The organism is Acidiphilium sp. PA, from assembly GCF_026191915.1.
Lineage (GTDB): Bacteria > Pseudomonadota > Alphaproteobacteria > Acetobacterales > Acetobacteraceae > Acidiphilium.
The window spans coordinates 367799-380699 of record NZ_JAIMBY010000001.1; the positions used below are offsets into that span (position 1 = coordinate 367799).

The 12901-nt window shown below is 66.2% G+C and carries 9 protein-coding genes and 1 tRNA gene; 5 read left to right on the plus strand and 5 right to left on the minus strand.

From position 1 onward, the window contains the following. Window positions 1–197: 197 nt before the first annotated feature. Entirely contained in the window at window positions 198–1424 is a 1227-nt protein-coding gene (locus tag AruPA_RS01735; protein ID WP_265634533.1) for an MFS transporter, read from the minus strand. Window positions 1425–1609: 185 nt separating this feature from the next. Between AruPA_RS01735 and AruPA_RS01740 the strand changes: the two genes are divergently transcribed. Next, window positions 1610–2920, plus strand: coding sequence for an MFS transporter (locus AruPA_RS01740; RefSeq protein ID WP_265634534.1), 1311 nt, complete (start codon window positions 1610–1612; stop codon window positions 2918–2920). 35 nt (window positions 2921–2955) lie between these two features. Here the strand turns inward: AruPA_RS01740 and AruPA_RS01745 are convergent. Then, a tRNA-Pro gene (locus AruPA_RS01745) sits at window positions 2956–3032 on the minus strand. Between the two features lie 183 nt (window positions 3033–3215). On the opposite strand from AruPA_RS01745, the gene AruPA_RS01750 reads away from it, so the two are divergent. Further along, window positions 3216–5858, plus strand: a complete 2643-nt coding sequence (locus AruPA_RS01750; RefSeq protein ID WP_265634535.1) for a penicillin-binding protein 1A — start codon at window positions 3216–3218, stop codon at window positions 5856–5858. Window positions 5859–5891: 33 nt separating this feature from the next. Continuing rightward, window positions 5892–7023, plus strand: a protein-coding gene (gene prfB / locus AruPA_RS01755) for a peptide chain release factor 2 (protein WP_265634536.1) whose coding sequence is annotated in 2 segments (ribosomal slippage) — window positions 5892–5960 and window positions 5962–7023 — 1131 coding nt in all. Because the reading frame shifts where the segments join, the coding sequence is not laid out codon by codon here. 86 nt (window positions 7024–7109) lie between these two features. On the opposite strand, the gene AruPA_RS01760 is transcribed toward prfB, so the two are convergent. From AruPA_RS01760 to AruPA_RS01770, 3 genes are read right to left on the minus strand one after another with little or no spacing between them, the layout of a single operon-like run. Further along, window positions 7110–7808 carry a class I SAM-dependent methyltransferase gene (locus AruPA_RS01760; protein ID WP_265634537.1) on the minus strand — a complete coding sequence of 233 codons (699 nt, stop codon included), beginning with the start codon at window positions 7806–7808 and terminating at the stop codon, window positions 7110–7112. Window position 7809: 1 nt separating this feature from the next. Then, a complete protein-coding gene (locus AruPA_RS01765) occupies window positions 7810–9168 on the minus strand; it encodes an AarF/ABC1/UbiB kinase family protein (RefSeq protein WP_265634538.1) in 1359 nt (452 codons plus the stop codon). Window positions 9169–9174: 6 nt separating this feature from the next. Continuing rightward, window positions 9175–11019 (minus strand): M3 family oligoendopeptidase, encoded by a 1845-nt coding sequence (locus AruPA_RS01770; RefSeq protein WP_265634540.1) that lies wholly within the window; start codon window positions 11017–11019, stop codon window positions 9175–9177. 110 nt (window positions 11020–11129) lie between these two features. On the opposite strand from AruPA_RS01770, the gene AruPA_RS01775 reads away from it, so the two are divergent. Both AruPA_RS01775 and AruPA_RS01780 read left to right on the plus strand, forming a co-directional pair. After that, window positions 11130–11942, plus strand: a complete 813-nt coding sequence (locus AruPA_RS01775) for a 23S rRNA (adenine(2030)-N(6))-methyltransferase RlmJ (RefSeq protein ID WP_265634542.1) — start codon at window positions 11130–11132, stop codon at window positions 11940–11942. Then, complete coding sequence (locus tag AruPA_RS01780; protein WP_265634543.1) at window positions 11935–12900, plus strand: NAD(P)H-dependent glycerol-3-phosphate dehydrogenase; 966 nt, start codon at window positions 11935–11937, stop codon at window positions 12898–12900. The genes AruPA_RS01775 and AruPA_RS01780 overlap by 8 nt, the downstream gene beginning before the upstream one ends. Window position 12901: the final 1 nt, after the last annotated feature.

The window sequence follows — 12901 nt, forward strand, 5'->3', positions numbered from 1 at the left end:
CCGTTGCTCGTTCAGCCGTTACCGGCGGACAGTCTTTTCTCATCACCAACCGGTTGCTGGACGGTCAACCGGCCTTCGCATCATGATAGCGCTATCATATCCCCTGAGTACCGTTCGGAAGCACCCCGGAGGATTATCGATAAACCACCGGGGTGAAAACGGCAATCACTGGCGTCGCCCGCCGCCAGACCATACCGCTAACTATGGGCCATCGAAACATCCTTGGATTCCGGGCCGAACAGCATCAGCACCACGATCACCACGGCCACGATGCCGATCACCCAGGCCATTGCCAATCCATAATTATGCCCGTGCGAGGCCGCAAAACTCGCCTGCAACGTCGCGTTGTACGAAGCGAGGAAATTGCCAAGCTGATACACAAAGCCCGGGAAGGTCGCGCGAATTTCCTTGGGCGACAATTCGTTCAGATGCACCGGAATCACGCCCCAGGCACCCTGCACGCAGATCTGCATCAAAAACGCGCCGAGACCGAGCATCACCGGCGTCATCGAGAACGCCCAGAGCGGGATCAACGGAATCGCAAGCCCGGCCGCAATGCCAATCGTCAGGCGCCGCCCGATCTTCTGCGACAGCAGGCCGAAGGCGATGCCGCCGATCATCGCGCCCAGATTATAGATCAGCGCGATCGTGGTAATGGTTGCGTGGCTGAAATGATGCTGCTTGCCCAGGAACGCGCTCGGATACAGATCCTGCGAACCATGCGAAAAGAAGTTGAACGCCATCATCAGGATCACCGCATAGACGGTCAGACCCAGATGCTTGCGCAACACGGTGGATACCGGCACCCGCGGCTGGCGCGCCATCTCGCGCCAGACCGGACTCTCCGGCACCGAGGAGCGGATATACAGCACCAGCAGCGCCGGAAACGCCCCGATGATGAACATCCCCCGCCACCCGACATAGGGAAACGCAAACCCGAACAGCACGGTCGCCAGAAAATACCCCGCCGGATACCCCGATTGCAGCAGGCCGGACACCCAGCCCCGCCAGCGCGCCGGAATGCTCTCCATGGTCAGCGACGAGCCGATCCCCCATTCACCCCCCATCGCAATGCCATACAGCGCGCGCAGGATCATGAAGGCGATCAGGCTCGGCGCGAAGCCGGTCGCCAGTTCGAACAGTGAAAACGCCACGATGTTGACCATCAGCATCGGCCGCCGCCCGTACCGATCCGCGAGGCGGCCGAACAACAGCGCGCCCACCGGCCGCATCGCGAGCGTCAGCGTGATCGCGACGGTCACCGCCGTGATGCCGACATGGAACGTCTTGGCAACCGCGCCGAACGTGAAGATCAGAATGAAAAAATCGAACGCATCGAGCGTCCAGCCCAGAAATGCCGCGATCACCACCTTGCGCGCGGTCGCGATATCGGGCTCGGTCATGGACCCGCGTGTGTCGGACATCATCTTCCCCCTGATGCGCTGCGGCAGCCACCCTGCCCTGCTTCGCGCCTTCTACCGAAAAATGACAAGGCGGCAACCCCACCTCCGCGGCAGACGCCAGGCCCCGATCGCCACGCCCTATCGCATTGGCAAACCACGGCAATACCGGGCATGCTGGCACCGCCCCGCACCCGAAGGACGCGCCCATGGATGTCGCATCGTCAAACCCCACCGCAGCGCCGACCGTGAGCCGCACCGTCATGATCCTCGGCGCCTCGATCGGCAACGCGCTCGAGTTCTACGATTTCTTCATCTACGGCTTCTTCGCGACCGATCTCGCCACGGCGTTCTTTCCCGGTCACGACGCCACGACCAAACTCCTGCTCACCTTCGGCACTTTCGGCGTATCGTTCCTCGCCCGCCCGGTCGGTGCCGTCATCCTCGGCGCGTTCGCCGACCGGCGCGGCCGCACCGCCTGCATGATCCTCGCCGTCTCGTTGATGACCCTGGCCAGCGCGCTGATCACCGTGATGCCGCCGCGCGCCACCATCGGCCTGTTGGCCCCGCTCGGCATCCTGCTGGCCCGCCTGATCCAGGGCTTCGCGCTCGGCGGCGAGTTCGGCAGCGCAACCGCGCTGATGATCGAGCATTCACCCGGCCGCGAGAGCCACGCCGCAAGCTGGCAGGGCACCAGCCAGAATGTCGCGGGCCTGTGCGCCGCCGCGGTCGCCTACGGGTTGAGCCTCGCCCTGTCGAACGCCGCGTTCGCGCATTGGGGCTTTCGCATCGCCTTCGCCCTCGGCACGCTGGCCGGACCGGTCGCGATCGTGCTGCGCCGCCGGCTGGTCGATGCGCCCGGCTTCATCGCCCAGCAGCACGACCCGGCCGAGCCCCCCGTGCGCGAACCCTCCACCGCCGGCGGCATCGCCATCGCGGCCGGCATGGTCGCGATCGGCACCGCCCAGACCTATCTGATCGTCTATCTGCCCACCTATGCCGCAACCCAGCTGCACATGACCCAGGGCAAGGCGCTCGGCGCGATCGTGCTGCTCTATATCGCAACCCTGGCCATCGTGCCGCTGCGCCTGCTGATCGCCCGCCGGTTCGACACGTCGCACCGCAGCCGCGACATGATCATATCCTGCATCGCGATGATGGCGGCAGGATATCCCGCCTTCATCCTGCTCGGCATCTGGCCGGGCGCGATTGCGCTGTTCCTGATCCCGCTGACCTTCACAATCATCGGCCTGCCCTACAACGCGCCCCTGACCGGCTTCATGGGCATGGTCTTCCCCATCAGGCATCGCGGCATCGGTCTGTCGGTGGGGTATGCCATCGGCATCGCGCTGTTCGGCGGCTTCGCCCCGTTCATCAACACCTGGCTGATCGCGCAGACCGGCGATCCCCGCAGCCCGGGTCTCTACCTCGCCCTGGCCTCGATCATCACGATTGCGGCGATCACCTTCGCCAAAGCCCGGCTGCCGCCGGCGGTCAACGCCCCTGCGGGACGACGTTGATCACCCATCCGCATTGAAACCAGTCGACCATGCGATGGTCGGAGTAAGAGGATTCGAACCTCCGGCCCCTGCGTCCCGAACACAGTGCTCTACCAGGCTGAGCTATACTCCGTTGGGGAGGCGTATAACCAAGGGGACCCGGTTCCGCAAGGCGCCGCGCGCGGTCGAATGGTCCCGCCGGCCTCGCACGGCGCGCCAGCATGGCCGGCAGTGGCTTCTGGTTGCCGATATTTAACCGTTTGATGGTTCATAGTGATGCTCGCACCCTTACATAGAGGGTGCTAAGGAGCGCGCCATGCCTGGACCATTGAAAGCCGGCGATCGCCTGGCCAAGGACAAAACGCCGCGCACCAAAGGTGCCCCGGCGCCGAAACGCCCGCGCAAGCAGCGGCCCGGACTCGCGCGCGTCGCGGGCGGCGTTCTCGCGCGCGGCATCTACCGCCTCGCGCTCGTGGGCATCGTCGCCGCCGTAGTGCTCGGCGGCGGCGTCTTCCTCTATTTCAGCAATGGCCTGCCGAGCGTCGCCAAGCTGCGCCACTACGAACCGCCCCTCGAAACCCGCATCTACGCCGACAATCTCCGCCTGATCGCCGCCCTCGGCACCCAGCACCGCATCTACGTGCCTTACGACCGCATCCCGCAACTCGTCTCGCGCGCCTTCATCTCCGCCGAGGACCGCAATTTCTGGACCGAACCCGGCATCGACCCGCTGGCCATCGTCCGCGCCGGCCTGGTCGACATGACGCGCATCGGCAGCCACGAACGGCCCCTGGGCGCCTCGACCATCACGATGCAGGTGGTCAAGAACATGCTGCTCGACAACCGGATCGATTTCGCCCGCAAGATCAAGGAAGCCATCCTCGCCCTGCGCGTCAACCGCGCCATGAGCAAAAAACGCATCCTGACCCTCTATCTCAACGAAATCTATCTCGGCCAGAACGCCTGGGGCGTCGCCGCCGCGGCCGAAGCCTATTTCGACAAGCCCCTGTCCAAACTCACCATCGCCGAAGCCGCAACGTTGGGCGGCCTGCCCAAGGCGCCGACCAACTACAACCCCTTCCTGCACCCCAGGCGCGCGCTCAACCGGCGCAACTGGGTGATCGGGCGCATGCGCGACGACGGCGTGATCACCAGCGCCGAAGCCCAGGCCGCGATCGCCTCGCCCTTGCTGCCGAAAGCCGCCGCCGGCACCCGCCCGGTGCCCGGCGCGGGCTATTTCATCAACGCCGTCGAGGCCCAGCTGGTCCAGATGTTCGGCGAAAAGACCACGATGGAAGGCGGATTGATCGTCCGCACCAGCCTCGATCCCCGCCTGCAGACCACCGCGATGGATGCGATGCGCGACCGGCTGGAAGCCTACGACCACGAATTCGGCTTCTACCACGGCCCCGTCACCCGGCTGAACACGACGGACCTGTCGAACGATTGGGCCGCGGCCCTCGCCAAACAGACCACCCCGGCCGGGCTGCGCCGCCGCTGGCGCCTCGGCGTCGTCGTCAGCGAAACCCCTGCCGTCGCCCATATCGGCTGGATCACGGCTGACAACGCCGCCGCCACCCACACCGGCACCCTCACCCTCGCCGCCCTGCAATGGGGTCGCCCGCTGGTCAACGGCCACCCCGGCCCGCTGCTCCGCTCGGTCGGCCAGATGCTCAAACCCGGCGACGTCATCATGATCGACCCGCACAAACCGGCCAAGGGCGGCACCGTCTCGCTCGAACAAATCCCCGTGGTCGAGGGATCGATGCTGAGCATGGACCCCGAAACCGGCCGCGTCAGCATCATGGTCGGCGGCTGGAGCAACCGGATGAGCCCATACAACCGGGCCACCCAGGCGCACCGCCAGCCCGGCTCCAGCGTCAAACCGTTCGACTATCTCACCGCCATGCAGGCCGGCATCCAGCCGGACGCCACCATACTCGATGCGCCCTTCACCCAGCGCCTCGCCGATGGTCAATTGTACCGGCCCGGCAATTACGAAATGAGCTTCCTCGGCCCGGTGCCGGTGTTCTACGCGATCGAGCAATCGCTCAACCTCGCCACCCTGCATCTGGTCCGCCGCGTCGGCCTTGCCAACGTCGCCGCGAATTTCGAGAAATTCCGCATCGTCCACCACATGCCGCTGATCTACCCGGCCGCGATCGGCGCGCTCGATACCACGCTCTGGCGCATGGTGCGCGGCTACGCGGCCCTCGATGAATACGGCCGGCAGGTCGAACCCTCTTTGATCGACAGCGTCACCGCCCCTGACGGCCACATCCTCTACCAGGCGCCCGACCAGTCCTGCGCCAACTGCATGGATGGCTCGGCGAGCCAGTTGCCGGTCCTGAACCGCCCCGGCGCGCGGCTCGCCAACCCCGACAGCGTCTATCAGGTCATCATGATGATGCGGAACGTGGTCGAACACGGCACCGGCGTCCCCGCCGTCGCCGGCCTCAACCGCCCGATCGCCGGCAAGACCGGCACGACCAACAATTTCAACGATGCCTGGTTCCTCGGCTTCGTGCCGCAAATGGTCACCGGCTGCTGGATCGGCTACGACACGCCGCGCGACCTCGGCCCCAACCAGACCGGCGGCAATGTCTGCGGCCCGGCCTGGAACCAGTTCATGAAAGTCGCCCTCAAGGGCCAGCCGGTGATCGATTTTCCCACCCCGCCGGGCATGACGCTCGCGCGCGTCTCGTTCGGCAGTCAGACCGTCACCGAAGCGTTCAAACCCGGCCAGGTTCCGGGCAGCCAGTCGAATCTCGGCCTCGTCGCCGACAATCCGCTCGGCCTCGGCGGCCCGCTGGCCAACAGCGCCGGCCAGTCCGCGCAACACGATTTCAACCCGGCCGCCGATGGCAGCACGGCCGGCGCCAATGCGGCCACCCCGGCGCCGGCCGGCGCGCCCGCCGCCCCCGCCAGTGTCGACAAATCCCTGGGCGGGCTGTATTAGCCGCAGCTTCCGCAATTCTGGAACCAAAAATCAATGTCCGCCGAAACCCTCGCCCTTGCCGAGCAGATCACGCAAAGCGTGGCCCTGCTGAGGAGGCATCTTTGACTGGGATGCCGCACTCGACAAACTCGACCGTCTGAACTCCCAGGCCGAAGACCCGCAACTCTGGAACGACGCCGCGGCAGCCCAGGCCGTGCTGCGCGAACGTACCCGCCTCGCCACCCAGACCGATGCGGTGCGCGCGATCGAGCGTGACACCGAAGATGCCGTCATGCTGGCCGAACTCGCGGAAGCCGAGGGCGATCAAGCCCTCGTGGCCGAAGCCGAAGCCGCCCTCAAACGCCTCGCCGAGGACGCAAAGCGCCGCGAAATCGAAAGCCTGCTCTCTGGCGAGGCCGATGCCAACGACGCCTATATGGAAATCAACGCCGGTGCCGGCGGCACCGAAGCGCAGGATTGGGCCGAAATGCTCATGCGCATGTACACCCGCTGGGCCGAACAGCATGGCTACAAGGTCGCCATGCTCGACCAGTCCGAAGGCGAACAGGCCGGCATCAAATCCGTCACCCTGCAGATCACCGGCGCCAACGCCTACGGCTGGCTGAAAACCGAAGCCGGCGTCCACCGTCTGGTGCGCATCTCCCCATTCGACGCCAACGCCCGCCGCCAGACCAGTTTCGCCAGCGTCTGGGTCTATCCCGTGATCGACGACACGATCGAAATCGAAATCGACCCGTCCGATCTCAAGATCGATACCTATCGTGCCTCCGGCGCCGGCGGCCAGCACGTCAACAAGACCGAAAGCGCCATCCGCATCACCCACATCCCGTCGGGGATCATCGTGGCCTGCCAGACCGACCGCTCCCAGCACCGCAACCGCGCCACCGCCATGGCCATGCTGAAAGCCCGGATGTACGAGGCCGAACTCCAGCGCCGCGAAGCCGCCAGCGCCGCCACCGAATCCAGCAAACGCGACATCGGCTGGGGCCACCAGATCCGCTCCTACGTCCTCGCCCCCTACCAGCTCGTCAAGGACCTTCGCACCAACTGGGAAAGCGGCAACCCCGAATCGGTGCTGAACGGCAATCTCGACGAATTCATGGCCGCCTCCCTCGCCGCCCGCGTCGGTGCGACCCGCAGCGAGGCTTCGGCACAGGCGGGTTAGGCGGGAATGACTTCTTTTTTTTAAAAAAGAAGCAAAAAACTTTTGTTTATCGGGGTCCGGGCCGCGGCGGCGCCGATGCGCCGGCCCTATTCCATCACGACGGCGACATGCCCCTTCTCACCGGCGTAGCCGCAATACCGGTAGCTCCGGCCGGTTTCGGCGCAGAACTCCTGAAACGCCTTGTATTCATGCTGGCGCCACCCCGGATAATTGAAATACTCATCGAACACGATCACCGTGCCCGGCACGATCCGCGGCCCCAGCAGCGTGAAAATCGTTTTCGTCGAGGAATAGATATCGCAGTCGATGTGCAACAGCGCGACCGTCGCATCCGAACCCGCCAGAAACGGCGGAATCGTCGCATCGAACCAGCCGATGTGCAAATGCACATTGCCCGGCACCTTCGGCGGCGCGCCCTGGCGGTCGAACGTGCCGCGCGGCGCCGCCGTGCCGGACCAATCGTCAGGCAGGCCCTGGAAACTATCGAACCCGTGCACCACGCGCGGCGTCGCATTCGCGAGGCACGTGATCGACAATCCCTTCTCCACGCCAAATTCCAGCACCAGCCCCTCCGCCGGTGCCCGTGCCAGCGCGAACCGCAGCAGCGCGAAGCGGTCACGCAACATCATCGCCGCCTGCATGTGCTCGATGATGTAGGCCACAGCTTCACGTTTCGCATGCAGCCGCACGTCGAACGCAAGGTCGTTCAGATACCACGAGTGCAGTATCTTGCGATACGCCCGCGCCATCAGCCCGCCGCGCAGGCCCCGCTGCAGAACAGCCATGTCAGAGCGGCTTCGGCACGCCGGCCGTGGCCAGTGCTTCGCCCTGGCGCGCATCGAGCGAAGCCTCGTCGAAATCCGCCACCGTCTCGTGGAACAATTGCTGCCAGTTGAGTTCCGCCCGCAGGCGCAGAAACACGCTGCCGAGCCCGATCGCCGAGCGATCCATCAGCACGAACTCGCGCGGCGGCCGCACACCACCGGTGCGCTTCAGCCCCTCATGCACCCGCTCGGCCACGCTGCGGCCATAGGTGACATCGTTGGTCTCCTGGATCGGTCGCACGCGGTCCTGCATCAGCGGCTCATAGAGGAAGCGGGCCCAATCGTTCAAGACGTCGAGCTTCTCCTTGGTGATGTCGGTAAACCCCCAGATCTTGTAGGCATGATACGCATGCTCGTCGTCGTTGTTGCGGATCGCCTCGAACAATTCGATCACACCCGCCACGAAGTTCGACCGGAACACCCGGATCGCGCCGAAATCGAGCAGATTGATCCCGCCCGCCGGATTGACCTGATAATTGCCCAGATGCGGATCGCCATGGATCACGCCGAACCGGTAAAACGGCACATACCACGCCCGGAACAGCGCCTTGGCGATCCGGTTGCGGCTCTCCTGATCGGGGTCGGTATCGAGCCACGCCTGCATGCCCGTGCCGGTCAGCCAGTTCATCGTCAGCAGCCGCTTGGTGGAATAATCGGGAATCGGCGTCGGAATCACGATGTCGGGCTGCCCGTCGAGCATCACGGTATACAGCCGCGTCTGCGCCGCCTCGCGCTCATAATCGAGTTCCTCGCGCAACCGCGTCGCAAGTTCGACATAGATATCGTCCTGATGGATCGCATTATCCATCCGCTTGTACACCGCCATCGCCAGCTTCAACTGGCGCAGATCGGCTTCGACCGTGCTGGGCATGTCCGGGTATTGCAGCTTGCACGCAACATCCCTGCCATCCGGCAGGGTCGCGCGGTGCACCTGCCCCAGGCTCGCCGCCGCCGCCGCCTCGCGGCCGAACGACTTGAATTTGCTCTCCCAGTCAGCACCGAGCTCCGCCGCCATCCGCCGGCGCACGAACACCCAGCCCATCGCCGGCGCATTGGCCTGCAACTGCGCGAGCTCCCTCGCGTATTCCTCGGGCAGCGCATCGGGAATTGTCGTAAGTATCTGCGCGACCTTCATCATCGGCCCCTTCAGGCCGCCGAGAATGGTTTTCAGATCCTCGGCATGGCGCGACCGATCGGTCTTGATGCCGAACATCCGCTCGCCCGCCACCCGCGCCGCAATGCCCGAAACCGCACCGGACGTGCGCGCAAATCGCTTGAACTCACCGAACAACGTCCCACCCTGATCCGCTTCGTTCACCATTCTGCCTCAATCTTCCAGTTCATCGATAAATCCGGCAATCACATCGAGCCCGCGCTGCCAGAACGCCGGATCGGCAGTATCGATGCCGAACGGCGCCAGCAACGCACCATGACGCGCGGTGCCGCCCGCCCGCAGCAGCGCGGTATAGCGCTCCACGAAATCCTCGCCACGCCCCGCCGCCAGTTCATCGCGGTAAACCCCGTACAACGCGTTCACCAGACAATCGCCGAACGCATAGGCATACACATAGAACGGCGAGTGGATGAAATGCGGCACATAAGCCCAGAACATCCGGTACTCATCGGTAAAATTGAAGGCAGGCCCAAGGCTGTCACGCTGCACATCGAGCCAGATCTGCCCGATCTCCTCGGCCAGCAGCTCGCCCGCCCGGCGCCGGTCGTGCAACCGCTGCTCGAATTTGAAAAACGCGATCTGGCGGACCACCGTGTTCAGCATATCCTCGATCTTGCGCGCCAGCATCAGCCGCCGGCGCGCCGTGTCGGTCTCGGCGTCGAGCAGACTGCGAAACGTCAGCATCTCGCCGAACACGCTGGCGGTCTCGGCGAGCGTCAGCGGCGTGCGCGCCATCAGATAGCCCTGCCCGGCGGCCAGTGTCTGATGAATCCCATGGCCCAGCTCATGGGCCAGCGTCATCACATCGCGCGCCCGGCCATGATAGTTGAGCAGAATATACGGGTGCACATCCGGCACTGTCGGATGCGCGAACGCGCCGCCCGATTTGCCCGGCCGCGGCACCGCATCGATCCAGGGACGATCGAAAAACCGCTGCCCGATCTCGGCCAGCGCCGGGCTGAACCGGCGATACGCCGCCAGCACATGCGCCTCGGCCTCCCCCCAGCCGATCACCGGATCATCATCCCCCGGCAACGGCGCATTGCGATCCCAATGCTCCAGCCGGTCGAGCCCGAGCCAGCGCGCCTTCATCGCATAATACCGGTGCGACAGCCGCGGATACGACCGCTCGACCGCCTCGACCAACGCCGCCACCTCCTCATCGGCCACCCGGTTGGACCGGTTGCGCGCCGAAACCGGTGTCGGATAGTGGCGCCAGCCATCCTCGATCGCCTTGTCCTTGGCGAGCGTATTGGTAATCAGCGTGAACAATCGGGCGTTCTGCTGCAGCGTCGCCCCGATTGCGCGGCCCGCGGCCTCGCGCATCGCCCGATCGGCGTCGGACAGCCGATTGAGCGCGGCGCTGAAACTGAGCTCCTCCCCCGCCACCCGCACCCGGAGTCCCGCCAGCGTCTCATCGAACAGGCGCGACCAGGCCGAATGCCCGGTCACATCCTTGTCATGCAGCAGTTTCTCCAGATCATCGGCGAGTTGATGCGCCCGCAGCACCCGCAGATCGCGCAGCCACGGCGTGTACCGGGCGAGTGCCGCATCCGCGAGCAGAGTCTCGAATGCCGCATCCTCGATCCGGTTCAGCTCGAGCGTGAAAAACAGCAGCGGCGCGGCGATGTCGCTCGCCCGCTCGGTGACCGATTGATAGAATTGCCCGGATGCCGCAAGCGTCGCATCGGCGCTGAAATTCAACTGCGCGAAGGCGTGCAGCCGCGCGAGACGCTGCTCGATCGTCTCATAGCGCTCGATCGCGCCGGCCAGCGCCATCGCATCGAGGGTCGCGACCCGATCCTTGAACGCGGCATGAAACGCGGCACTCTGGCGTTCCAGCTGCGCGAAATCCTCGTCGATCGCGGGATCGGCGGTGCCGAAATACAGATCCGTCAGATTCCATTCCGGCGGAGCGCCCCGCTGGGACCCGGCGACAAACGGCTCGAACGGTCCCGCCAGATCATCAGGTTCGGCCAGCGGCCTCGGCCTCGTCATGCGTGTCTCCTTGCTCTCATCAAATAGGCCGGAATGCCGCAACGTCAAATGACGATCGCGGCCAGCCGGTCTGGCGCACACCCCGGCCTGTGTCTATCAGGTCGCTCACGATGAACTACCGACACGCCTATCATGCCGGCAACCCGGCCGATTGCGTCAAGCACGCGCTGCTCGTGCTGCTGCTGCGCGCGCTCACCGCCAAACCCAAACCCCTGTTCGTGCTCGACACCCATGCCGGCATCGGCGCCTACGACCTCGCCGGTACCGAAGCCGGCAAGACCGGCGAATGGCGCGCCGGCATCGGCCGGCTGCGGCACGCACCGCCCCCCGCCCTCGCCGATTTCATCGCGCTCACCGGCACCGGCGACCACTATCCCGGCTCGCCCGCAATCGCCCGCGCCCTGCTCCGCCCGCAGGACCGCCTCGCCCTGTGCGAACTGCACCCCGATGACGCCGCGACGCTGAAACGCCGCTTCGCCCGCGATCCGCAGGTCCATGTCCACCGGCGCGATGGGTACGAGGCGCTGACCGCCCTGCTGCCGCCGCCCGAACGCCGCGCGCTGGTGCTGATCGACCCGCCGTTCGAACGGGTCGATGAATTCGCCACCCTCGCCGCCGCGCTCAAGGCCGCCCACCGCAAATTCCCCACCGGCGTCTACGCCGCCTGGTACCCGGTCAAGCACCGCGCCCCGGTGCGCGATTTCATCGCCGACATCCAGGCGCGCGCGATTGCCGATGTCATCACCTGCGAAATCCTGTTCCGCGAACCGCTCGACCCCGCACGGCTGAACGGCTGCGGCATACTGATCGTCAATCCGCCCTACGGCTTTGAATCCAACGCCCTGCCGGTGCTCGAAGCCCTGCGCGCAATCCTCGCGGAACCGGACGGCGCCAGCCGCATCACCCGCCTCGCCGATGCCTGACGCCGCCGACCTCTCGATCATCGGCACCGGCGCCTGGGGCACCGCCCTCGCCGTGCTCTACGCGCACCAGGGCCGGCGCGTCGCCCTGATCGCCCGCACGCCGGACCGCGCCGCCCACCTCGCCGCCACGCGCCACAACCCCAACCTGCCCGGCATCACCCTGCCGGCCGGCCTGATCATCACGTCCGAACCCCGGTCCGCGCCGATCACCCTGCTCTGCCCGCCGTTCCAGCATCTGCGCGCCACCCTCGCCCGCCTGCCGTCGGCCGGCGGCGCCCTGGTCCTCTGCTGCAAGGGCGTCGAGCGCGGCACATCCCTGCTCGGCCCCGAAATCGCCGCCCAATGTCACCCAACCCGCCCGATCGGCCTGCTCACCGGCCCGAATTTCGCCCATGAAATCGCCGCCGGCCTGCCCGCCGCCGCCGTGCTCGCCATGGCGGACAACGCCGCCCGCCGCCGCCTGATCGCCGCGCTGGCAACCCCGCACCTCCGCCTTTACGGCAGTCCCGACATCACCGGCGCGGCACTCGGCGGTGCGGCGAAAAACGTCATCGCCCTCGCCGCCGGTGCTGTGATCGGCGCCGGCCTCGGTGAAAACGCCCGCGCCGCCCTCATCACCCGCGGCCTCGCCGAAATCGCCCGCCTCGCCGTCGCCCTCGGCGGCGCGGCCGAAACCATCGCAGGCCTCGCCGGCCTCGGCGATCTCATCCTCACCGCCACCGGCGGCGCCAGCCGCAACTACCGCGCCGGCCTCGCGCTCGGCCGCGGCGACCCGCCCGACCTTGCTGCCGGCGTCATCGAAGGCATCGCGACCGCCCCCGCCCTGCTCGCGCGCGCCGAAGCCACCGCCTGCGACATGCCGATCACCGCCGCCCTCACCGACCTGCTGGCCCAGCGCACCAGCCTGGCCGATTGCATCGCCCGCCTGATGCGCCGCGACCTGCGCGACGAAACCTGAA

What these genes read in the sequence shown, in the direction of transcription:
- AruPA_RS01735 (WP_265634533.1), bottom strand. Translation starts at nt 1,424, where the DNA reads ATGTCCGACACACGCGGGTCCATGACCGAGCCCGATATCGCGACCGCG.
- AruPA_RS01740 (WP_265634534.1), top strand. Translation starts at nt 1,610, where the DNA reads ATGGATGTCGCATCGTCAAACCCCACCGCAGCGCCGACCGTGAGCCGC.
- AruPA_RS01750 (WP_265634535.1), top strand. Translation starts at nt 3,216, where the DNA reads ATGCCTGGACCATTGAAAGCCGGCGATCGCCTGGCCAAGGACAAAACG.
- AruPA_RS01760 (WP_265634537.1), bottom strand. Translation starts at nt 7,808, where the DNA reads ATGGCTGTTCTGCAGCGGGGCCTGCGCGGCGGGCTGATGGCGCGGGCG.
- AruPA_RS01765 (WP_265634538.1), bottom strand. Translation starts at nt 9,168, where the DNA reads ATGGTGAACGAAGCGGATCAGGGTGGGACGTTGTTCGGTGAGTTCAAG.
- AruPA_RS01770 (WP_265634540.1), bottom strand. Translation starts at nt 11,019, where the DNA reads ATGACGAGGCCGAGGCCGCTGGCCGAACCTGATGATCTGGCGGGACCG.
- AruPA_RS01775 (WP_265634542.1), top strand. Translation starts at nt 11,130, where the DNA reads ATGAACTACCGACACGCCTATCATGCCGGCAACCCGGCCGATTGCGTC.
- AruPA_RS01780 (WP_265634543.1), top strand. Translation starts at nt 11,935, where the DNA reads ATGCCTGACGCCGCCGACCTCTCGATCATCGGCACCGGCGCCTGGGGC.